19 protein-coding genes are annotated in these 18032 nt (G+C 66.9%); 7 read left to right on the top strand and 12 right to left on the bottom strand.

Annotated elements, in window-relative coordinates; all coding sequences use genetic code 11:
* Nucleotides 1–24: 24 nt before the first annotated feature.
* Genes HWY37_RS04595 through HWY37_RS04570 form a run of 6 tightly spaced genes read right to left on the bottom strand, consistent with a single transcriptional unit; the run spans nt 25 to nt 5470 of the window.
* Complete coding sequence (locus tag HWY37_RS04595; protein WP_217706377.1) at nt 25–900, bottom strand: HpcH/HpaI aldolase/citrate lyase family protein; 876 nt, start codon at nt 898–900, stop codon at nt 25–27.
* 7 nt (nt 901–907) lie between these two features.
* Nucleotides 908–1681, bottom strand: a complete 774-nt coding sequence (locus tag HWY37_RS04590) for an enoyl-CoA hydratase/isomerase family protein (protein WP_175208738.1) — start codon at nt 1679–1681, stop codon at nt 908–910.
* A complete protein-coding gene (locus HWY37_RS04585) occupies nt 1681–2868 on the bottom strand; it encodes a CaiB/BaiF CoA transferase family protein (protein WP_175208737.1) in 1188 nt (395 codons plus the stop codon). The genes HWY37_RS04590 and HWY37_RS04585 overlap by 1 nt, the downstream gene beginning before the upstream one ends.
* 13 nt (nt 2869–2881) lie before the next feature.
* The gene (kce, locus tag HWY37_RS04580; protein WP_175208736.1) at nt 2882–3814 is read right to left on the bottom strand and encodes a 3,5-dioxohexanoate:acetyl-CoA acetone transferase; all 933 of its coding nucleotides are present in this window, start codon (nt 3812–3814) and stop codon (nt 2882–2884) included.
* A 22-nt stretch (nt 3815–3836) separates the two neighbouring features.
* Nucleotides 3837–5003 (bottom strand): acyl-CoA dehydrogenase family protein, encoded by a 1167-nt coding sequence (locus HWY37_RS04575; RefSeq protein ID WP_175200698.1) that lies wholly within the window; start codon nt 5001–5003, stop codon nt 3837–3839.
* Between the two features lie 11 nt (nt 5004–5014).
* Nucleotides 5015–5470 carry a MaoC family dehydratase gene (locus tag HWY37_RS04570; protein ID WP_175208735.1) on the bottom strand — a complete coding sequence of 152 codons (456 nt, stop codon included), beginning with the start codon at nt 5468–5470 and terminating at the stop codon, nt 5015–5017.
* 122 nt (nt 5471–5592) lie between these two features.
* Between HWY37_RS04570 and HWY37_RS04565 the strand changes: the two genes are divergently transcribed.
* Both HWY37_RS04565 and HWY37_RS04560 read left to right on the top strand, forming a co-directional pair.
* A complete protein-coding gene (locus HWY37_RS04565; RefSeq protein WP_176087962.1) occupies nt 5593–6609 on the top strand; it encodes an NADP-dependent oxidoreductase in 1017 nt (338 codons plus the stop codon).
* 4 nt (nt 6610–6613) lie between these two features.
* Entirely contained in the window at nt 6614–7105 is a 492-nt protein-coding gene (locus tag HWY37_RS04560; RefSeq protein ID WP_246302184.1) for a MarR family winged helix-turn-helix transcriptional regulator, read from the top strand.
* A gap of 15 nt (nt 7106–7120) precedes the next feature.
* Here HWY37_RS04560 and HWY37_RS04555 read toward each other — a convergent pair whose 3' ends face one another.
* Complete coding sequence (locus HWY37_RS04555) at nt 7121–8005, bottom strand: LysR substrate-binding domain-containing protein (protein WP_175208732.1); 885 nt, start codon at nt 8003–8005, stop codon at nt 7121–7123.
* A 119-nt stretch (nt 8006–8124) separates the two neighbouring features.
* Between HWY37_RS04555 and HWY37_RS04550 the strand changes: the two genes are divergently transcribed.
* From HWY37_RS04550 to HWY37_RS04540, 3 genes are all read left to right on the top strand, one after another.
* Nucleotides 8125–8748 (top strand): glutathione S-transferase family protein, encoded by a 624-nt coding sequence (locus tag HWY37_RS04550; protein ID WP_176087961.1) that lies wholly within the window; start codon nt 8125–8127, stop codon nt 8746–8748.
* 98 nt (nt 8749–8846) lie between these two features.
* The gene (locus HWY37_RS04545; RefSeq protein WP_425485005.1) at nt 8847–9806 is read left to right on the top strand and encodes an LLM class oxidoreductase; all 960 of its coding nucleotides are present in this window, start codon (nt 8847–8849) and stop codon (nt 9804–9806) included.
* Nucleotides 9807–9864: 58 nt separating this feature from the next.
* Nucleotides 9865–11091: a hypothetical protein gene (locus HWY37_RS04540; protein ID WP_176087959.1), complete on the top strand. Its 1227-nt coding sequence runs from the start codon at nt 9865–9867 to the stop codon at nt 11089–11091.
* Nucleotides 11092–11104: 13 nt separating this feature from the next.
* Here the strand turns inward: HWY37_RS04540 and HWY37_RS04535 are convergent, their stop codons facing one another.
* The 5 genes from HWY37_RS04535 to HWY37_RS04515 all read right to left on the bottom strand — a co-directional run bounded on the left by HWY37_RS04535 (nt 11105) and on the right by HWY37_RS04515 (nt 16199).
* Nucleotides 11105–12328, bottom strand: coding sequence for a hypothetical protein (locus tag HWY37_RS04535; protein ID WP_176087958.1), 1224 nt, complete (start codon nt 12326–12328; stop codon nt 11105–11107).
* Between the two features lie 126 nt (nt 12329–12454).
* Nucleotides 12455–13432 (bottom strand): Bug family tripartite tricarboxylate transporter substrate binding protein, encoded by a 978-nt coding sequence (locus HWY37_RS04530; RefSeq protein ID WP_175208727.1) that lies wholly within the window; start codon nt 13430–13432, stop codon nt 12455–12457.
* 18 nt (nt 13433–13450) lie between these two features.
* The gene (locus HWY37_RS04525) at nt 13451–15076 is read right to left on the bottom strand and encodes a GMC family oxidoreductase (protein WP_175208726.1); all 1626 of its coding nucleotides are present in this window, start codon (nt 15074–15076) and stop codon (nt 13451–13453) included.
* Entirely contained in the window at nt 15073–15678 is a 606-nt protein-coding gene (locus tag HWY37_RS04520; RefSeq protein WP_175208725.1) for a thiamine pyrophosphate-dependent enzyme, read from the bottom strand. Before HWY37_RS04520 ends, HWY37_RS04525 begins: the two co-directional genes overlap by 4 nt.
* Before the next feature lie 2 nt (nt 15679–15680).
* A complete protein-coding gene (locus HWY37_RS04515; protein ID WP_246302195.1) occupies nt 15681–16199 on the bottom strand; it encodes a thiamine pyrophosphate-binding protein in 519 nt (172 codons plus the stop codon).
* A gap of 29 nt (nt 16200–16228) precedes the next feature.
* Here HWY37_RS04515 and HWY37_RS04510 point away from each other — a divergent pair, with 29 nt between their 5' ends.
* Together HWY37_RS04510 and HWY37_RS04505 are read left to right on the top strand one after the other, a co-directional pair.
* The gene (locus HWY37_RS04510) at nt 16229–17275 is read left to right on the top strand and encodes a LysR family transcriptional regulator (RefSeq protein WP_176087957.1); all 1047 of its coding nucleotides are present in this window, start codon (nt 16229–16231) and stop codon (nt 17273–17275) included.
* 82 nt (nt 17276–17357) lie between these two features.
* Nucleotides 17358–18017 carry a glutathione S-transferase family protein gene (locus HWY37_RS04505; RefSeq protein ID WP_175208722.1) on the top strand — a complete coding sequence of 220 codons (660 nt, stop codon included), beginning with the start codon at nt 17358–17360 and terminating at the stop codon, nt 18015–18017.
* The last annotated feature ends 15 nt before the right edge of the window (nt 18018–18032 follow it).

Here is an 18032-nt window from a genome sequence, read left to right as displayed (position 1 = left end):
CGCCAGGCGGTCGCGTTGGGTGCACTACGACATGTCAGGCGCTCCCGCCAGGACGCGCAAGGCCTGTTTCAGATGCGGACGGTCCAGCATTTCGCCGTCGAGCTGCAGCGTGCCCACGCCCGGCGACTGATGGAACGCCGCCACGATCCTGCGGGCCTTGGCGATCTCGTCCGCGGAAGGCGTGAACGCCTCGTTGATGATGGCGACCTGGTCCGGATGGATGGCGATCTTGCCCAGAAAGCCCGCGCGCCGGGCGCGCTTGGCATCGCGGCGCAGGCCCTCGGCGTCGCGGAAATTCGCGCAGATGGTATCGATGGGTATCACCCCGGCGGCCTGCGCACCCAGCAGGCAGAGCGAGCGCGCCAGCCGGTAGCTGAACTCATACTCGCCGTCTTCCTCGCGGTTGCTGATGGCGCCCACCGCGGCGGCCAGGTCTTCCGCGCCCCAGGTCAGGCCGCGCAGGCGCGCACTGCAGTCCGCGTAGCTGCCCAGGTTGAACATGGCGGCGGGGGTCTCGGTCGCCACGGGAATGATGCCTGTCGCGCCGATGGCCAGTCCCTCGCGGGCCTCCAGCGCCCGCAGGTAATGGTCCAGGGTCACGATGTCCGCGCGTCCCTCGCACTTGGGCAGCAGGATGCCGTCGGGCGCGGCGCGGATCACAGCCGCCAGATCGTCCAGCGCCAGGCCCGAGTCCAGCGGATTGACGCGCACCCACAGCGCCGGCCCGGTTGCCGGACGCGCCTGCAGGTACTCGCGCACCATGCCGCGCGCCTGCGGCAGGCGTGCCGCGTCCACCGAGTCTTCCAGGTCCAGCACCAGCGCGTCGGCGCCGCTGGCGAGCGCCTTCTCCAGCTTGCGCTCGCTGTCGCCCGGTACGAATAAAAGAGAACGCATTGCCATGGCTACCTCATCTTCCGTTGAAAACTGGCGCGCGGCGCTCGGCGAACGCCTTGACGCCTTCCATCACATCTTCCGAGCCCTGCAACACCCGCAGGAACAGCTGCTCCATGCGCAGCCCTTCCGTCAGGCTCAGGTCGCGGCTGCGCACCGCCAGCTCCTTGGCCGCCTGCACGGCCAGGGGCGCGTTGGCCGCCAAGCGCCGCGCGTAGTCCATCGCCACTGGCATCAGGCGGTCCTGCGGGACGATGGCGTTGACCAATCCCCAGCGCTCGGCGCGTTCCGCATCGAAGGCGTCGCCCAGCAACAGCAGCTCCATGGCGATGGCGTGCGGCAACTGCCGCGCGATGCGCTGGGTGCCGCCGTTGGCGGGAAACACGCCGCGCTTCACTTCGGTCAGGCCGAAGCTCGCGTGGGGCGCGCAGACCCGGATGTCGGTCGCCAGCAGCAGCGTCATGCCGCCGCCGAGGCAGTAGCCGTTGACCGCGGCGACCACGGGTTTCCAGACTTCCAGCCCGCGGTTCAGCAGCTGGCCGCTTTGCGTCATCGCCAAGGCGGCCAGCGAGGGCGGCGCGCCCACGAAGGATTTCAGATCGGCCCCGGCGCAAAAGGACTGGTCGCCGGCCCCGGTGATGACCGCCGCCCGGATCGCCGTGTCGTCGCGCACCCGGCACCAGGCGGCCGACAAGGCGTCGTAGTGCTCCTGGTCCAGCGCGTTGCGGCGCTCGGGCCGGTCGATGGTGATGCGGGCGATGGCGTCTTCGACTTCAAACCGGATAGGCATCAGCGCTGCTCCTGGGCGTACGAAAAATCGCGTTGCATGGCGGCCTCGTCATAGCCGAGCCCGCGCAGCACCTCGCCGGTATGCGCGCCCAGCACGGGCGGCGGCGCGCTGGGTTGCGGGCGTTGGCCATCGAAACGCAGCGGTTGCGACACGACGTTCAGGCTGCCGCGCGCAGGATCGACAAGCGCTTGGACCATGCCGCTGGCCTGCGTATGCGGATGCGCGACAAGTTCACCCAGGCTGTGTATGGGCGCGCAGGGAATGCCGGCGCTGCCCAGCCGTACGATCCAGCGGTCGCGCGTGTCGGTTCGCAGGATCCTGCCCACTTCCTCCAGCACCTGCGGCCGGTGCGCGACGCGCTGCGCATTGGTGGCGTAGCGCGGGTCGGCAGCCAGGTCCTCGCGGCCGGTCTCCTTGCAGAAGGCGCGCCACAGCGCGTCGTTGGCCACGCCCAGCAGAAACGGGCCGTCGCTGGCCTCGAACACCTGGTAGGGGCAAAGCGACTCGTGGGCCGAGCCCCAGCGGCGCGGCTCGGTGCCGCGCTCCCAATAGCTTTGCATCACGTAGGCCATGAAGCCCACCGCGGTATCGAACAGCGAAGCCTCGATCCGGCAACCCTCTCCGCCTCGTTGGCGGCGCAGCGCGGCGGCCAGGATGCCGATGGCCGCGTGCATACCCGTGGCCTGGTCGATGGGGGAGATCGGGCTGCGCACCGCCGCGCCCTCTTCTTCACCCGTCAGCGCCATCATGCCGCTGAACGCCTGCAGGATGACGTCGTAGCCCTTGGCCTGGCTCAGCGGCCCTTGCGTGCCGAAGCCCGAGATGCTGCAGTAGATGATGTCCGGACGCAGCTCGCGCGCGCTGTCGTAATCGATCCCCAGTTTCTTCGCCACACCGGGGCCGTAGCTTTCCACCACGATATCGGCGCTGGCGATGAGACGCTGGGCCGCCTCGCGGCCGGCGTCGGATTTCAGGTCTAGCACCACGCTGCGCTTGTTGCGGTTGGCGCTGAGGAACACCGTCCCGTCCTCGCCGCGGAACGGCGGCCAGCGCCGGGTATCGTCGCCGCTCGGCGGCTCAACCTTGATCACCTCGGCGCCCATGTCGCCCAAGTACTGCGTGCACAGGGGGCCGGCGAGCACCTTGGAAAAATCCACTACCCGCATGCCGGAAAGCGCGTCCATCATGTCTGGCTCCTGCTCAGAATGCGACCTGGTCGCGGCCCTTGGTCTGGATCATGGCGCGGGCCTCGGCGGGGCTGGCGATCTCCATCGACAGTGCTTCCAGGATGCCGCGGATCTTCGTCACCTGCTCCGCGTTGGACGCGGCCAGCTGCCCGCGTCCCAGGTACAGGCTGTCCTCCAGGCCCACGCGCACATTGCCGCCCAGCAGCGCGCTGGCCGTCACGAAGGACATCTGGTGGCGGCCGGCGGCCAGCACCGACAGGTAGTAGTCGTCGCCGAACAGCCGGTCCGCGATCAGCCGCATGTGCATCAGGTTGTCGTGGTCGGCGCCTATGCCGCCAAGGATGCCGAAGATGCATTGCAGGAAGAACGGCGGCTTGGCCAGACCGCGGTCCACGAAGTGGGCCAGGTTGTACAGATGCCCCACGTCATAGCACTCGAACTCGAAGCGGGTGCCGTTGTCGGACATGGTCCGCAACCCGCGCTCGATCTGGCTGAAGGTATTCGACAGGATGAAGTCGCGCGTCATCTCCAGATAGGGCTTTTCCCATTCGTGCTTGAACTGGCTGATGCGTTCCCCGGCGCCCGCGATGTTGAAATTGAGCGAGCCCATGTTCATCGAGGCCACTTCGGGCTTGGCCCATAGCGCCGGCGCCAGCCGCTGGTCCAGCGTCATGCCCAGCCCGCCGCCGGTGGTCAGGTTGATGATCGCGTTGCAGCGCGCCTTGATGTCGGGCAGGAACTGCGCGAAGCGCTCCGGCGTCTGGTCGGGCTGGCCGGTCTGCGGATCGCGGGCATGCAGGTGCACCATCGCCGCGCCGGCCTCGGCCGCGGCCACGGCCTCGTCGGCGATCTGCTGCGGCGTGATGGGCAGGTGCGGCGACATGGACGGCGTGTGGATCGATCCCGTCACGGCGCAGGTGATGATGACCTTCGGCGATTTACGCATGGCTGGCCTCCTTGAAGCCGGTTCAATAGGATTTCGGCAGGCCGAGCACTTTCTCGGCGATGTAGCAAAGAATCAGCTGGGGCGAGACCGGCGCGATGCGCGGCAGCATCGCCTCGCGCAGATAACGCTCGACGTGGTATTCCTTCGCGTAGCCCATCCCGCCGTGCGTCAGCACCGCGGTCTCGCAGGCGCGGAACCCAGCCTCGGCGCAGAAAAACTTGGCGGCGTTCGCTTCCGCGCCGCAAGGCCGGCCCTGGTCGTACAGCCAGGCCGCGCGCCGGTACAGCAGTTCGGCCGCCTCCAGGTCCACCCAGCGTTCCGCCAACGGATGCTGTATGCCCTGGTTCTTGCCGATGGGGCGGTCGAACACCACGCGCTCGGCCGCATAACCCGCGGCCTTGCGCAGAGCCGCGCGGCCCAGGCCGGTGGCTTCCGCCGCCAGCAGGACGCGCTCGGGATTGAGGCCGTGCAGGATGTAGGAGAAGCCCTTGCCTTCCTCGCCGATGCGGTCCTCGACCGGGACTTCCAGCCCGTCGATGAAGAGCTCGTTGGAGTCCACCGCCTTGCGGCCCATCTTCTCGATTTCGCGCACGCTGACGCGGCTGCGGTCCAGGTCGGTGTAGAACAGGCTCAGTCCGCCGCCCGGTTCTGTGACCTGGTCCAGCGGCGTGGTGCGCGCCAGCAGCAGGATCTTGTTGGCCACCTGCGCCGTGGAGATCCAGATCTTCTGGCCGTTGACCACATAGCGGTCGCCGCGGCGCACCGCCTGGGTGCGCAGCTTCAAGGTGTTCAGGCCGGTGTTCGGCTCGGTCACGCCGAAGCAGGCGCGCTGTTCGCCGCTGATGATGGGCGGCAGCCAGCGGGCCTTCTGTTCCTCGCTGCCGTGCACGACCACCGGGTGCAGGCCGAACACGTTCATGTGGATCGCGGAAGCGCCGCTCAGTCCCGCGCCGCTGGCCGACACGGTTTCCATCATCAGCGCGGCCTCCAGGATGCCCAGGCCGGCGCCGCCATAGGCGGCGGGCATGGCCACGCCCAGCCAGCCCGCGCCGGCCATGGCGCGGTAGAAATCCTCGGGAAAGCCGCCCTCGCGGTCGCGTTCCAACCAGTACTCGTCGTCGAAGCGCGCCACCGTTTCCTGCACGGCGCGCTGGATCGCCAACTGGTCCTCGTTCAAGGAAAAGTCCATCGCGCGCTCCCTCAGGCCTGCGGTTGGCGCAGCATCAGCGCGCTGCGCCGGCACGAGGCCACCAGCTCGTTGCGCTGGTTGTAGGCCAGGTGTTCGAAGATGACGATGCCGTTGGCGGGACGCGACTTGCTGTCGCGCAGCTCCAGCACGCGCGACTCGGCGCGCAAGGTGTCGCCGGCAAAGACCGGCAGGGGAAAGCGCACCTCGTCCCAGCCCAGGTTGCCCACCGTGGTGCCCAGCGTGGTGTCCCCCACCGAGATCCCGACCATCAGCCCCAGCGTGAACGCGCTGTTCATCAAGGGCCGGCCGAACTCGGTGGTCTTGGCGTACTCCGCGTCCAGGTGGATGGCGGCCGGATTGTGCGTCATCGTGGTGAACAGCACGTTGTCGGTCTCGGTGACGGTGCGCCGCACGTCGTGCACGAAGCGCTGGCCGACATGGAACTGCTCGAAATACAGCCCTGCCATTCTTGTCTCCTTGGCGGTGTGTCCCGCGGTCGCGGCAAGCCAGTCCCTACGCTTGCGCTTTAATTTACGCTAACATAATGTATGCATGCATACAATATAAGTAGGAACCCGAGGAGACCCCCATGCCCGTCAATCGCCAGGTCGTCCTGACGTCCCGCCCCCATGGCATTCCGCAGGCCGAACATTTCGCCATCCGCGAAAGCGCGCTGCCTGCGCTACAGCCTGGAGAACTGCTGGTCAGGAACCTCTATCTCTCGGTCGACCCCGCCATGCGCGGCTGGGTCAATGCCGCCGCCAATTACTCCGACCCCGTCGCGGTGGGCGAAGTGATGCGTTCCTTCGCCGTGGGCCGGGTGGTGGAGTCGCGCCATCCCGACTACGCCGCGGGCATGCACGTCATGGGCATGCTGGGCTGGCAGGATTACGCGGTGACGGACGGCAAGCCCATCCGCCGCATCGTGCGTGAAACCGACCTGCCGCTGTCGCTGTCGCTGGGCGTGCTCGGACTCAACGGCATCACGGCGCATTTCGCGCTGTCCACGCTGGGACGGCCGCAGCCCGGCGAAACGCTGGTGGTGTCCACCGCCGCCGGCGCGGTCGGCTCCATCGTCGGCCAGCTTGGCCGGCTGGCCGGCTGCCGCGTGGTGGGCATTGCTGGCGGCGAGGAAAAGCGCCGCATATGCGTGGAAGAATTCGGCTTCGACGCCGCCATCGACTATCGCGCCGGCGACCTGGCGCAGGCCCTGGAACAGCACTGTCCGGACGGCGTCGACGTCTACTTCGACAATACCGCCGGCCGCATCAGCGATGCGGTACTGCCCCGCATCAACCGTCACGCGCGTATCGTGGTGTGCGGCACCGCGGCCATCGCCAGCTGGGATCCCTGGCCCGAAGGCCCCCGCGTCGAACGCCACCTGCTCAACAAGGCCGCGCAGATGGCGGGCTTTCTGGTCTGGGACTACGAGCACCGCTACGAGGAAGCCGTCGCGCACCTGGCGCCGCTGGTGCGCAGCGGTGCGCTACGCTATAGGGAAGAAATACAGGACGGCCTGGAAAGCGCCCCGGGAGCCATCGCCGATCTCTACGCCGGCCGCAACTTCGGCAAGCGCCTTATCCGCCTGACCTCCAACGATGAATGAGCACATGGCCAACAAGGCTGAAAAAAAATCTTCCGCCCCCGAGCGCGGCGCCGCGGAAAACTGGGATCAACGCCTCGGCTTCCTGATGCACGACGTCTCCCGGCTGCGCCGCAAGGTCTTCGACGAAGTCATGAAGCCCGAGGGCATCACCCGTTCCCAGTGGTGGGTGCTGGCCCACCTGTCGCGCCACGACGGCATGTCGCAAAGCGACCTCGCCGACCGCCTGGACCTGGGCCGCGCCGCGCTGGGCGGCCTGATCGACCGGCTGGAAGCCATGCGGCTGGTGCGCCGCGGCGCCGACGGCCAGGACCGCCGCGCCAAGCTGGTCTTTCTTACCGCCGACGGCGTGGCCATGATCGAGCGGATGCGCGGCAAGAGCGACCGCATGAGCGAAGCCATACTGGAAGGCCTGAGCCAGGCGCAGCGCCATCAGCTGGCCGACATGCTGAGCCTGGTGAAGGCCAATCTGCTGGCGTTCGACAAGCCGCTCGATTGAAGCCAGGCCGGCGCGTCACGCCGCGGCCTCCTCCACGATCCAGTCGATGAAGGCGCGGACCTCGGGACGCCTGGCGGCGCCGGGCCTGCTCACGGCGTAGTAGGCGAACCTGGCGGGCCAGGGCTTGTCCAGCACTTGCACCAGACGTCCGGCCGCGATCTCTTCCCGCGCATAGGCCACGGGCACCAGCGCCAGGCCCTGCCCCGCTTCCGCCGCGCGGATCAACAGGAAGTCGTCATCGTAGGCATCGCCGCGCCGCGCGCGCGGATCGTCGGCCACGCCATGGGCGCGCAGCCACAGCGGCCAGTCGGCGCGGTCCGCGTCATGCAGCAGCGGGTGAGCCAGGCAGTCGGCCGGCGTGGCCAGCTTGGCCCCCGCGGCCAGCATGCCCGGCGCGGCCACCGGCACCAGCACCGGCGCCATCAGCGGCACCACGTCCAATCCGGGATAGTCCCCCAGCCCATGGCGCAGGGCGATGTCGACATGATCGCGCCGCAGATCGACCAGGGCCGGCGTTGCCTCGACCCGGACTTCGATGTGGGGATGGCGTTCCTTGAAACGCCCCAGACGGGGCACCAGCCAGGACGCCGCGAACGTCGCCACCGTGCTGACGGTCAGGCTCTGCCGCGTCTTCATCGCCTCCAGCGCGTCCACCGCCTTGTCGATCTGCGCGAATGCCGCGCTCAGCATCGGATACACGTCGGCGCCGGCCTCGGTCATGCGCATCCCGTGGCGTTCGCGCACCAGCAGGGCAAGGCCGAGCCGCTCTTCCAGCAGCCGGATCTGCTGGCTGACGGCGCCAGGCGTGACGTGCAACGCCTGGGCCGCCGCCGTGATGCTGCCGCGCTGGGACACCTCGACAAAAGTGCGCAGCGCCTGCAGTGGAAGCGTGGCCGACATTTTAGTTTTCCTAAATTCAATTGTGAGAAATGATCGCTGTACCCGCGCTCTTCATAGAAGGAGAATTTCTGGACCGCAGGGGATCCTGAATATTTAGCCAATCTTAAATGAGCAAGCCCATGTTGAATCTATACACCGATAGTTCTCCCAATGGCTACAAGGCCACCATCGCCCTGGAGGAACTGGAACTGCCTTACCGCCTGCATCATGTGCGCATCTCGCAAGGCGAGCACCGCCAGCCCGGCTTTCTGGCGCTGAATCCGCATGGCCGCATTCCGGTTCTCAGCGACGAGGAAACCGGCATCGTGCTGTTCGAATCGGCGACCATATTGCTGTACCTGGCGGAGCAAACCGGCAAGCTGCTGCCCGCCGACGCCAAGGGCCGCTGGGAAGCGATCAAGTGGCTGCAGTTCCATTCCAGCAGCGTCGGCCCCATCATCGGGCAGCGCGTGAACTTTGAAGTGTTCGACAAGGCGCGCAACCCCGCCGCGCTGGAACGCTACCAGCGCCTGACCGAGGATGCGTTCGCGGTGCTGGACCGCAGGCTGGCCGAACACCCCTACCTGGCAGGCGACGCCTATTCCATCGCCGACATTGCGCATTTCGGCTGGAGCCATATCGCGCGGATCATCGATTTCGATTTCAGCCATCACCGGCATCTGAGCGCATGGCACGAGCGCGTGGCGGCGCGGCCGGCGGTGGCCAAGGGCATCACCTTGCCCGAGCCGGCGACGGGTGCGTGAGGGGAAGGAGGATATTCGACATGGATACCACTCTCCCGCTGCACGGCGCGACAGGCGCCTCCTACCCCGCCTTCTCGGCGCACCCCGGCTACCGGCGCATGTTCGCGCCCGGCCGCCTGACCCTGGGCATCTTCCTGCCGCTGCGCTTTTACGAAGGCAGCATGGCGACTCTGGCGGGCCAGTCGGAGCTGGTGCGGCAGATCGACCGGCACGAATTTGCCGCCGTCTGGGTACGCGACGTGCCCCTGTACTCCCCTTCCTTCGGCGACGCCGGACAGGTCTTCGATCCGTTCACCTATCTGGCATTCCTGGCCGCGCACACGAAGAAAATCGCTTTGGCCACCGGCAGCGCCATCTTCTCCCTGCGCCATCCCATCGACCTGGCCAAGGCTTCCAGCACCATCGACCAGTTGTCGGGCGGCCGGCTGGTCCTGGGCGTTGCGTCGGGGGACCGGCCGGTCGAGTTTCCCGCCTACGGGCTGGAGCATGGCGAGCGCGCGGCGCGCTTCGCCGAGGCGGTGTCGTACTTCCGCCAGCTGATGCGCCCGGGACATCTGGAGATCGACTCGCCGCTGGGACGCTTCAACCGCGCGGAGTTCCTGCCCAAGCCCGCCGCCGGCGCCATTCCGCTGATCGTCACCAGCTCGTCGGGACAATCGCTGCCGTGGATCGCCGAACATGCGGACGGCTGGCTGACCTATCCCGACGCCACGCATACGTCCGAGGGACCGCAACGCCTGGCCGGAAAAATCAGCGCCTGGCGCAACCTGATACCCGACGACGGTTTCCGTCCGCACATGACCAACGAATGGCTGGACCTGAGCGACGACCCCGATCATCCGCGCACGCCATTGCGCGGCGGATTCGTGTTGCGCACGGGCAGAAAGGGCTTGATCGCCCTGCTGGAGGAATGGCGGGCGGCCGGCGTGAATCACGCCGCGCTCGGCATCCAGTTCTCGCAGCGGCCCGCGGCGGAGGTGATCCAGGAACTGGCGGAGGACGTGTTGCCGCAGTTTCCCGCGCATGAGGGGCCGGCGACGCTGCCTGCGGACTGGTAGCGGCGTCCGGCTGTCTCCTACGCTATTCTTGGCGGTTTGATTTTCAAGCCCCTCCCGCATGGTGCAACACTCCGCGCAACACTCCGCCCGCATCATTGAAGGAACCCTGGACCAGGTCCGGCTGGCCGTGCCCGTGGTGCGGCGCGACGCCAGCCTGCGGCTCGGCGGCGAGACCGTGATCGCCGCCGGGCTGGAGCCGGAACACCTCAACCTGCTGCAACGCCTGCACCAACAAGGAATGCCGCTGCGCATGGGTGTGATGGACGGCGCGGAAGGAGTCCCCGTCTTCTCCTGGGCCGTGCCGGCACGGGGCCAGCCGATTCCTCCGCGCGGCTACCAGACGCAAAAAAAGCGGGGCTGGCGCGAAGCCGCCATCGGCGGCGCGGCGGGCCTGGCATGCCTGTGGCTGGCGTGGCTGCTCGGCATCGACAGCCTGACGCGGGTGTTCCTGATGGTCTTCTCGCTGGTCGCGGCGCTGGTTGGGTTGGTGGTCGCAGGATCGGCCTTGCACGGCCTCTGGCACAACCGCCGCCACCGCCCGCTGATCCTGGCCAGCGAGGCGCAATTCGACCCCAAGCAGCGGCCCGCGGGCGGCGACGCCGGGCCGCCGCAAGCGATACCCCGCCTGCGCGCGCTGACGGCGCAGGACGAGGGCGATCCGCCGATTGCGCGCGTCCAGGGCCACCTGGCCGGCCTTACGCATGAAATGCACCATGTCCACAAGGGGCCAAATTTCGCCATCTATCGTTTCACCGTCGACCGCGCCAGCTACGCCATGATCGCCCTGGAGAACTTTGGCGACGCGCTGCCCTTCCTGGCGGAAGACGACCGCGTTGAAATGGCGGTGCCTGCCGGCCCGGTGCAGCCTGAGCACCGCGCCGTCTATGCCTTGCGCAATCTGGAGGACGGCCGCTGCTACATGTGCCACCGCTTCTTCGGCGGAGCGCCGGGCAAGGACACGCCCGTCCGGGTCGGCATGGGCCAGCGCGCGCGCATGCTGAAGCAGATCGGCGGGCTGTTGCTGGCGGCCTGGCTGTTCGTGGTCGGCCTGCACTTCTACACGGGATCGGATGACGCTTCATCGCGGGACTTCCCCGAGTTCGCGATCTTCATGCTGGCGCTGTTCTGCGTCGTGTGGCTGGTCTTTGCCCTGCCCCTGCTGTGGCTGGACACGCGCTGGCGCATGGGCAAGCCCACCCGCCGCCAGCGGTTCACGCAACGGATCTACGCCATCCTGAACCTGGGCACGCCCTACGCGCCGTCGCAACGCGTCGAAGACGTGTAGGCCCACGCCGGACTCAGTTGGCCAGCAGTTTCACGGTCTGCGGGTTGTAGCCGTAGTACGCGCCGCCGCAGCCCGTATAGGGTTTGGCGGCAGCGGGCAGTCCGGTGGCGCGTATGGACAGTTCGTCGCGCACGCGGATCTCCTTGTAGCGCTCGGCGGCCACCGTCCCGTCCGGCAGGAAGTACAGGAGCACGCGCAGCAGGCCGCCATCCGGATCCTTGCGGCTCGCGGCGCTGAAGGCCGGCACCGTCAGCGTCGCCTTGCGCCACACGCCAGGCTCCTCCATGGTCTGCCAACGCACCTGCACCGGCCGCTCCAGATCGAGCAACGCCGGGCTGCCGCCACGGGCCGGATCGCAAGGCTGCGACAACAGGCTGCGCGCGGCATACGAGCCCATGTCGTAGGTCTGGCCATTGATCTCCACGCGGGCGATGGTCTGCGGCGTATGGTTTTCCAGGCCGAAGATCGCCAGCCCGGGGATGCGCGCCGACGCCATCCGATCCTCGGTCATGCCACTGAAGCGCGCAATGCCGGGCGCCACCTCGACGTGATCGGCGTAGTGGAAATACTGGTAGACCACCAGCCCGGCCTCGCCATACGGATACGCGGACGGCAGCTTGCCCAGATCGGGATACGGCAGGCGGCGCAAGGGCAGCGAGGCGCCGGGCGTCCCGTCCAGGTTGAAGTACTGGTAATGGTCGACGCTATCCTTCAGGCGCGCGCCGTCATAGGGAAAGCTCCCGCTGGCTATGGCTGCCTGGCCCGGATAGCGGGGAAAGCTGGAATACATGCGCTGCTCCGCCGACCCGGGCTCCATGGTGCTGCGCGCGCCGCCCGAAGACGTGGACGCCTCGCGCATGTCCAGCCCGATGCTGCGGCCGCTCAGGTTGACGTGCACCTCCTGGATCGCGGGGTTCGACGCGCGGAAGCTGTCCTGCCGGCTGCGGTCGATGGAATCGCTGACGGGCACGATGGCAAGCGCCAGCGCCGTGGGCGCCAGCAGCAGCGCATGCACGCGTCCCGGCACCTGCCCCTTGTCGCGCACCATGTACACGATCCAGCACAGCGCCAGCACCACAGCCAAGGGCCCGCCAAACAACAGGCCGTAGCTCAGCAACGCCTGCGCGCCCCAGCCGAGATTGGGGTTGGAGACGAGCGAGATGCCGAGGAACGCCAGCAATGCGGCCAGCAGGAAGGAAACGACTATGCCGAACAGATAGTGCCGGAGGGGCTTCAAGTGCGATGTCCTCGCCAGTTGCGATCTCGGCGCCTGCCGGTAATGCACATGGCGGCCGAGGATCTAGTCTGGCGGCAGGATAACGCTTATTTCCTTTCCGTTCCTGCTCGAAGACAGTTTCTTGACCTAGCGCGGCTGGATGCCTGCCGCGGAAATCTCCTTGCCCCAGACCTCATAGTCAGTCTTGATGCGCTGCTGCAACTGTTCGGCCGTGGACGACTGCGGCTGCATGCCCATCGTCTTCAGGCTGGCAGCCACCGACTCCTGGCCCACCGCCCGCTCCACCGAAGCCTGCAGGCGCTGGACGACAGGCGCCGGTACGCCGGCGGGCGCAATCACGCCGTACCATGAGTTCAAACCGAAAGGTATGCCGAGCTCCTGGAAGGTCGGCGCGTCGGGAAACATGCTGGCCCGCTCGGGCGACGTCACCGCCAGAACGCGGACCGCGCCGGCCTTGACCTGCGCCGACGCAAGCGCCCAGCCTCCGAAGGTCGCGTCCAGATCGCCGGCCAGCATGCCCATCAACGCTTCGCTCGATCCTTTGTACGCGACGTGCTGCATGCTTATGCCGGCGTAACGCTTCATGATTTCGCCGCTGATGTGTCCGGCGCTGCCGTCTCCCCAGGAACCGAAGTTCATCGTTCCCGGGCTGGCCTTGGCCCGCTGCACCAGATCGGCATAGGAAGAGATCGGAGATTTTGCGGGAACCATCAATGCGTTTCCGGACACCGAAATCAGCCCGATTCCCGCGATGTCCTTCAAAGGATCGAAGAGCTTCTTCACGAGCAAATGCGGCGACAGGGACAAGGCCGCCTGATAGGAGACGCCTATGGTGTAGCCATCGGGCTTGGAGTTGGCCAGCGCGGCGATGCCTATCAATCCGCCCGCGCCCGGCTTGTTCTCCACGATGACCGGCTGCCGCAGATCGGCGCTCATCTGCTGGGCCACCAGGCGCGCCAACGTGTCAGGCTCCCCGCCCGCCGGAGATGGAACGATCAGCCTGATCGGCTTCGTGGGATAGGCGGCCTCTCCTTGCGCCCACACAGGCGCCGCGAGACTGCAAAGTGACGCAAGAACGATCAGTCCTCTGATGTGCTTTTTCATGGTTTGTCTCGAAAGTTGTTAAGCGTTTCTGGCATCTTCCAGAATCAGGTCCGCCGCCTTCTCTCCGATGGCGATCGAAGGCGCATTGGTGTTTGCCGACGGCATCGTCGGCATGACCGAGGCATCCGCGACTCGCAGGCAGGACACGCCCCGCACGCGCAGGCGCGCATCCACGACCGATCCCGCATCGCTTCCCATGCGGCAAGAGCCGATGGGGTGATACGAGGTCTGCCCCAGCGAGCCGACGTAGTCCAGCAGGGTCTCGTCCGAGGTGCAGGCGGGACCAGGCCTCGTCTCCCGCACCACGAATCCCGACAGGGCCGGCTGTCCGGCTACCTGCCGCGCAAGCCGCAGCGCTCCCAGCGTCGAGCGCACGTCGTCGGGATGCTGGAGGTAGTTGCCATGGATGACGGGACCCGCCTCCGGGTCCTTCGACGCGATGTGGACCGAGCCTTGCGACTTCGGCCTCAGCGCAAAGGTGCCGATGGAGAATCCGGGAAAATCATCGAGCACCAGCTTGCCCGCGGTCCTGGCGTCCTCGCTGGACAGATAGTGCAACTGCAGCTTGGCGTCGGGCTGCTGCTGGCCTGGATCGGTCCGGACCAGGGCATGGGCGACCGCGCTGGCGCTGCTCATCAGGCCATCGCCGCTTGCCGCCAGACGCAAGGCCATCAGCGCCTTGCGCCAAGGACTGGGCACAATCTGATTGAGCGTGCGCGCGTTGCGGCATTCATACGTCAGGCGCACATGAAGATGGTCGCGCAAACCCTCGCCCACTGACGGCGCATGGTGCTGCACAGGAATTCCCAGCCCGGACAGGCGCTCCGAATCGCCTATTCCAGACAGTTCCAGCAATTGCGGCGATTGCAGCGCGCCCGCGGACAGGATCACTTCCTTGGCGGCCAGGATGCGGCGGCGCACGCCGTTCTTGCGGTATTCGACGCCGCACGCCCGGTTGCCCTCGAACAGAATGCGCTCCGCCATCGCGCCCGTTTCCACGCGCAATGCGCTGCCGCGCGGCAACGACGCAAGATAGGCGTCGCGGGCGCTGACCCGCAGGCCTCGCCGCGTGTTCATCTGCAGGTATCCGACGCCCTCATAGTCCTTGCCGTTGTAGTCGGCGTTCCGAGGTATGCCGGCTTGCACGCAAGCTGCGACGAACGCATCCATCAGCGGCTGCCGCGGGCCATACTCGCTGATCGCCACGGGACCTTGCCGGCCGCGGACCGCCGGGTCCCCGGCCTGGAAGCTCTCGACGCGCCGCAGATAGGCTTTGAACGACTCGCCGTCCCAGCCGGCAAGGCCGTGCTCGTCACGCCAGCGGTCGTATTCCTTGGCATCCCCGTGCACCCAGATCATGCCGTTGACGGCAGATGATCCGCCCAGCAGGCGGCCGCGCGGCCAGTAGATCGGGCGGTCCTTCAGGCGGGCTTCCGGCTGCGTGTAGAACTTTCTCACGACCCGTTCGTCGCGTATCAGGTAGGCCACCCCGGCAGGCACCCTGATCCAGATGCTGCGCCTGGCCTCGCCGGCTTCAAGCAGCATGACGCTGTGCTTGCCGGAGCGAGCCAATCCGGCCGCGACTGCGCAACCTGCCGACCCGCCGCCGATCACCACATAATCCAAGATGTCTGGCGAATTCATCGTGCCGTTCCCAGCGCGCGCATCAGCCGCCGCGCTTCCGCTCCCATGCGCGCGAAACGCGCGTCGCCCTGCTCCGGCTGGGTCTGTTGCGGGCCAAGCCGGGGCGGCGTCGGCTCGATATCAAGTTCGATCAGCGCCGGGGCCGGCGCCGCCAGCCATGCGCCTATTCCTGAACGCAGCGCATCCGCCTGTGCGAAGCGCACCGCGCCGACGTAGCCCGAGGCCAGCGCCGTCGCGCAGAAATCGACGCCGCCCCCGCCCGCCACCGGCAAGTTGGCGCCGCCATTGAACTGCACGCCATTAGCGAACACGAAGTGGTAGAGATTTGCCGGGCGCATGCCCGCTACCGTCGCCAAGACGCCAAGCTCCATGAGCAGGCTGGCGTCGCCATCCAGAACGATGACCTTCCGTTCGGGGAACGACAACGCCAAACCCAGCCCCAGGCCGGCCGCGCCGCCCATCAGGGGAACCGACGAAAGACCGAAGGCGTAGTCAGGGTCGATCTGATCCATGCCATGCATGGCGGACATCGTGCTGACCACGATGGCGCCAGCTTTGGCTTCTTGAATGATCTTGCAGGCGTCCTGCGTAGAAATGCTCATGGCTAGTTCCAGGCTGTGTAGTGGCCGATCAATACCGCGGCGGGACCCGAGCGCGCGGCGCAGGACTCGATGGCCAGGTCGATGTTCGGCAACTCCTGCGGCGTATCCAGGCGCCAGTGGCCTATGCCCATGACGTCCAGGACGGGCTCCACCAGATTGACGACGCGGCGCCGCGACTGGGAGGGATCCTGCCCCACATTGGCGAACTCCCTGCCGAACTGCCCGATCATCAGCAACATGGGCAGCCCCGCATCCAGGCCGATCGCCCGCAAGCTGTTCAGGCAGTTGAGCAAGCCCTGGTTCTGTATCAGCACGGCGACCTTATGGCCCCCAATATGGAGTCCCCCCGCGACATGGATCGCCTGGTTCTCGTCCGAGCACCGGATGACCTGGAAGCGCGGCGTCCTGTCCAGCAGCTCATGGACAGAGAGCTGTACGAAGTCCGGCACGGTCACGATCTTGTGGAAGCCGCCGGCGTCGAGCCGTTCGACTATGGCAGAGGCAGGTACGGAGGCGGGCATGGCAGTCACGGTGTCATCTCATCTACGCAATGACCCAGATTCTAGGAATCCGATCAATAATCCACTATTCATTTAATCTGATACATCGATACGGAAAACGGATCGGAAGAATGATGGAAAACGCCGACGCCAATTTGCTCAAACGCCTCAGGATCCGCCACCTGGAACTGCTCAGCCACCTGCGCGAGGTTTCGACCGTGCACGCCGCTGCCGAACGCATGCATCTTTCCCAGCCTGCGGTGACGCGCATGATCCAGGAGATCGAGGAAGTCTTCGGCGGCCCGCTGTTTGACCGCATGGCGCGCGGCATAGCCGCGAACCATATCGGCGCGGAACTGATACGCCGTTCGGATGTGCTGATGGCCGGACTGGGCGCCGCCCAGGAAGAGGCGGCCATCATGAGGTCCGGTGGGTCCGGGCTGATCCGGATCGGAACGTTCTCCGGCGCCAGCATGCTGCCAGCCGGCATCGTCGCGCTGCGCCGCCGCATGCCCAATCTGGTCGTGCAGATACGCGAGTTCCAGATCGATCTGTTGATTGCAGAGCTGCTCAGGGGAGAACTCGATTGCATCGTCGGCGCCCTTGCGCCGGACGAGTTCAACAATGAGCGCCTGGACAGGCTGCAAGTCAATCTGTTGGCCAGCGACCGGCTCAGCGTGGTCGCGAGCAGGACGCACCCGCTTGCGCGCAAGAAGAGAATCAGCTGGGAGCAACTGTCCAGGCAGGAGTGGATACTGCCGCCGCGCGGATCGCTGCTGCGGCGCGCCGTCATAGCAGCCTGCCTGGCCGAGGGGGTCACGCCGCCGCAGCCCAGCATCGAATGCCTGTCCACGCTGACCGTGCTGACCTTTCTGCGCCTGGACCCAAACAGCATCGGGCCCATGCGGGAACAGCATGCGTTGGAAGAGACCAGGCTGAACAAGGAAATTGTCACCCTGGACGTCAGGCCCGTGGTCACGATGCCGCCTTTGGCATTGATTGCGCGCAGCGGCCCGGAAGCCATGCGCCTCCCGGTCAAGGAGCTGCTCGACATACTCAAAGGCCTGTCGTCGCCGCCCAAAGGGGGGATAGACTAAGCACGCAGATCTCTATTGCGATTACATCGCGTCTCGGCGATGCTAGGCATCACCCCACGCGATTCCGTTCGGAGACACCGCCATGTCACTCGCGCTATACGGCCATCCCTTCTCCTCCTACACGCAGAAGGTCCTGATCGCGCTGTATGAAAACGGCACGCCGTTCGAGTTCCGCTGCATCGGCCCCGACACGCCGCAACACGCGGCCGAATGGCTGCGGCGCTGGCCCCTGCACAAGTTCCCGCTGCTGGAAGACGGCGACCGCAATATCGCCGAGACCAGCATCATCATCGAGCACCTGCAGCTGGAGCATCCCGGGCCGCAGCGGCTGCTGCCCGGCGATCCCAAGGCGGCGCTGGAGGTGCGCTTCCTGGACCGGTTCTTCGACCTGCATGTCATGAACTGGACGCAGCATGCGGTGGGCGGCGCGCTCTCGGGAGACGAGGGCAAGCGCCTGGAAACCCGGGCGCTTGCCGACGAGAAGCTGGAAATCGCCTACGCCTGGCTGGAAACGCACCTGGCCGGCAGGACCTGGGCTACCGGCGCGGACTTCACGCTGGCGGACTGCGCCGCCGCGCCCTCGCTGTTCTATGGCGATTGGACGCACCGGATCGCCGAGACCTACCCGGTGCTGCGCGCCTATCGGGCGCGGCTGCTGGCGCGCCCCTCGTTCGCGCGCGCCGTGGAGGAAGCGCGGCCGTACCGGCCGCTGTTCCCGCTGGGCGCGCCGGACCGGGACTGAGTCCCGGCCGGTCCG

It is taken from the genome of Achromobacter anxifer (assembly GCF_903652925.1).
GTDB classification, from domain to species: domain Bacteria; phylum Pseudomonadota; class Gammaproteobacteria; order Burkholderiales; family Burkholderiaceae_B; genus Achromobacter; species Achromobacter anxifer.
Note: the sequence above shows the minus strand (reverse complement) of the source record. Positions and strands in the feature narration are given on the sequence as shown.

What these genes read in the sequence shown, in the direction of transcription:
- HWY37_RS04595 (WP_217706377.1), bottom strand. Translation starts at nt 900, where the DNA reads ATGGCAATGCGTTCTCTTTTATTCGTACCGGGCGACAGCGAGCGCAAG.
- HWY37_RS04590 (WP_175208738.1), bottom strand. Translation starts at nt 1,681, where the DNA reads ATGCCTATCCGGTTTGAAGTCGAAGACGCCATCGCCCGCATCACCATC.
- HWY37_RS04585 (WP_175208737.1), bottom strand. Translation starts at nt 2,868, where the DNA reads ATGATGGACGCGCTTTCCGGCATGCGGGTAGTGGATTTTTCCAAGGTG.
- kce (WP_175208736.1), bottom strand. Translation starts at nt 3,814, where the DNA reads ATGCGTAAATCGCCGAAGGTCATCATCACCTGCGCCGTGACGGGATCG.
- HWY37_RS04575 (WP_175200698.1), bottom strand. Translation starts at nt 5,003, where the DNA reads ATGGACTTTTCCTTGAACGAGGACCAGTTGGCGATCCAGCGCGCCGTG.
- HWY37_RS04570 (WP_175208735.1), bottom strand. Translation starts at nt 5,470, where the DNA reads ATGGCAGGGCTGTATTTCGAGCAGTTCCATGTCGGCCAGCGCTTCGTG.
- HWY37_RS04565 (WP_176087962.1), top strand. Translation starts at nt 5,593, where the DNA reads ATGCCCGTCAATCGCCAGGTCGTCCTGACGTCCCGCCCCCATGGCATT.
- HWY37_RS04560 (WP_246302184.1), top strand. Translation starts at nt 6,614, where the DNA reads ATGGCCAACAAGGCTGAAAAAAAATCTTCCGCCCCCGAGCGCGGCGCC.
- HWY37_RS04555 (WP_175208732.1), bottom strand. Translation starts at nt 8,005, where the DNA reads ATGTCGGCCACGCTTCCACTGCAGGCGCTGCGCACTTTTGTCGAGGTG.
- HWY37_RS04550 (WP_176087961.1), top strand. Translation starts at nt 8,125, where the DNA reads ATGTTGAATCTATACACCGATAGTTCTCCCAATGGCTACAAGGCCACC.
- HWY37_RS04545 (WP_425485005.1), top strand. Translation starts at nt 8,847, where the DNA reads ATGTTCGCGCCCGGCCGCCTGACCCTGGGCATCTTCCTGCCGCTGCGC.
- HWY37_RS04540 (WP_176087959.1), top strand. Translation starts at nt 9,865, where the DNA reads ATGGTGCAACACTCCGCGCAACACTCCGCCCGCATCATTGAAGGAACC.
- HWY37_RS04530 (WP_175208727.1), bottom strand. Translation starts at nt 13,432, where the DNA reads ATGAAAAAGCACATCAGAGGACTGATCGTTCTTGCGTCACTTTGCAGT.
- HWY37_RS04525 (WP_175208726.1), bottom strand. Translation starts at nt 15,076, where the DNA reads ATGAATTCGCCAGACATCTTGGATTATGTGGTGATCGGCGGCGGGTCG.
- HWY37_RS04520 (WP_175208725.1), bottom strand. Translation starts at nt 15,678, where the DNA reads ATGAGCATTTCTACGCAGGACGCCTGCAAGATCATTCAAGAAGCCAAA.
- HWY37_RS04515 (WP_246302195.1), bottom strand. Translation starts at nt 16,199, where the DNA reads ATGCCCGCCTCCGTACCTGCCTCTGCCATAGTCGAACGGCTCGACGCC.
- HWY37_RS04510 (WP_176087957.1), top strand. Translation starts at nt 16,229, where the DNA reads ATGACCCAGATTCTAGGAATCCGATCAATAATCCACTATTCATTTAAT.
- HWY37_RS04505 (WP_175208722.1), top strand. Translation starts at nt 17,358, where the DNA reads ATGTCACTCGCGCTATACGGCCATCCCTTCTCCTCCTACACGCAGAAG.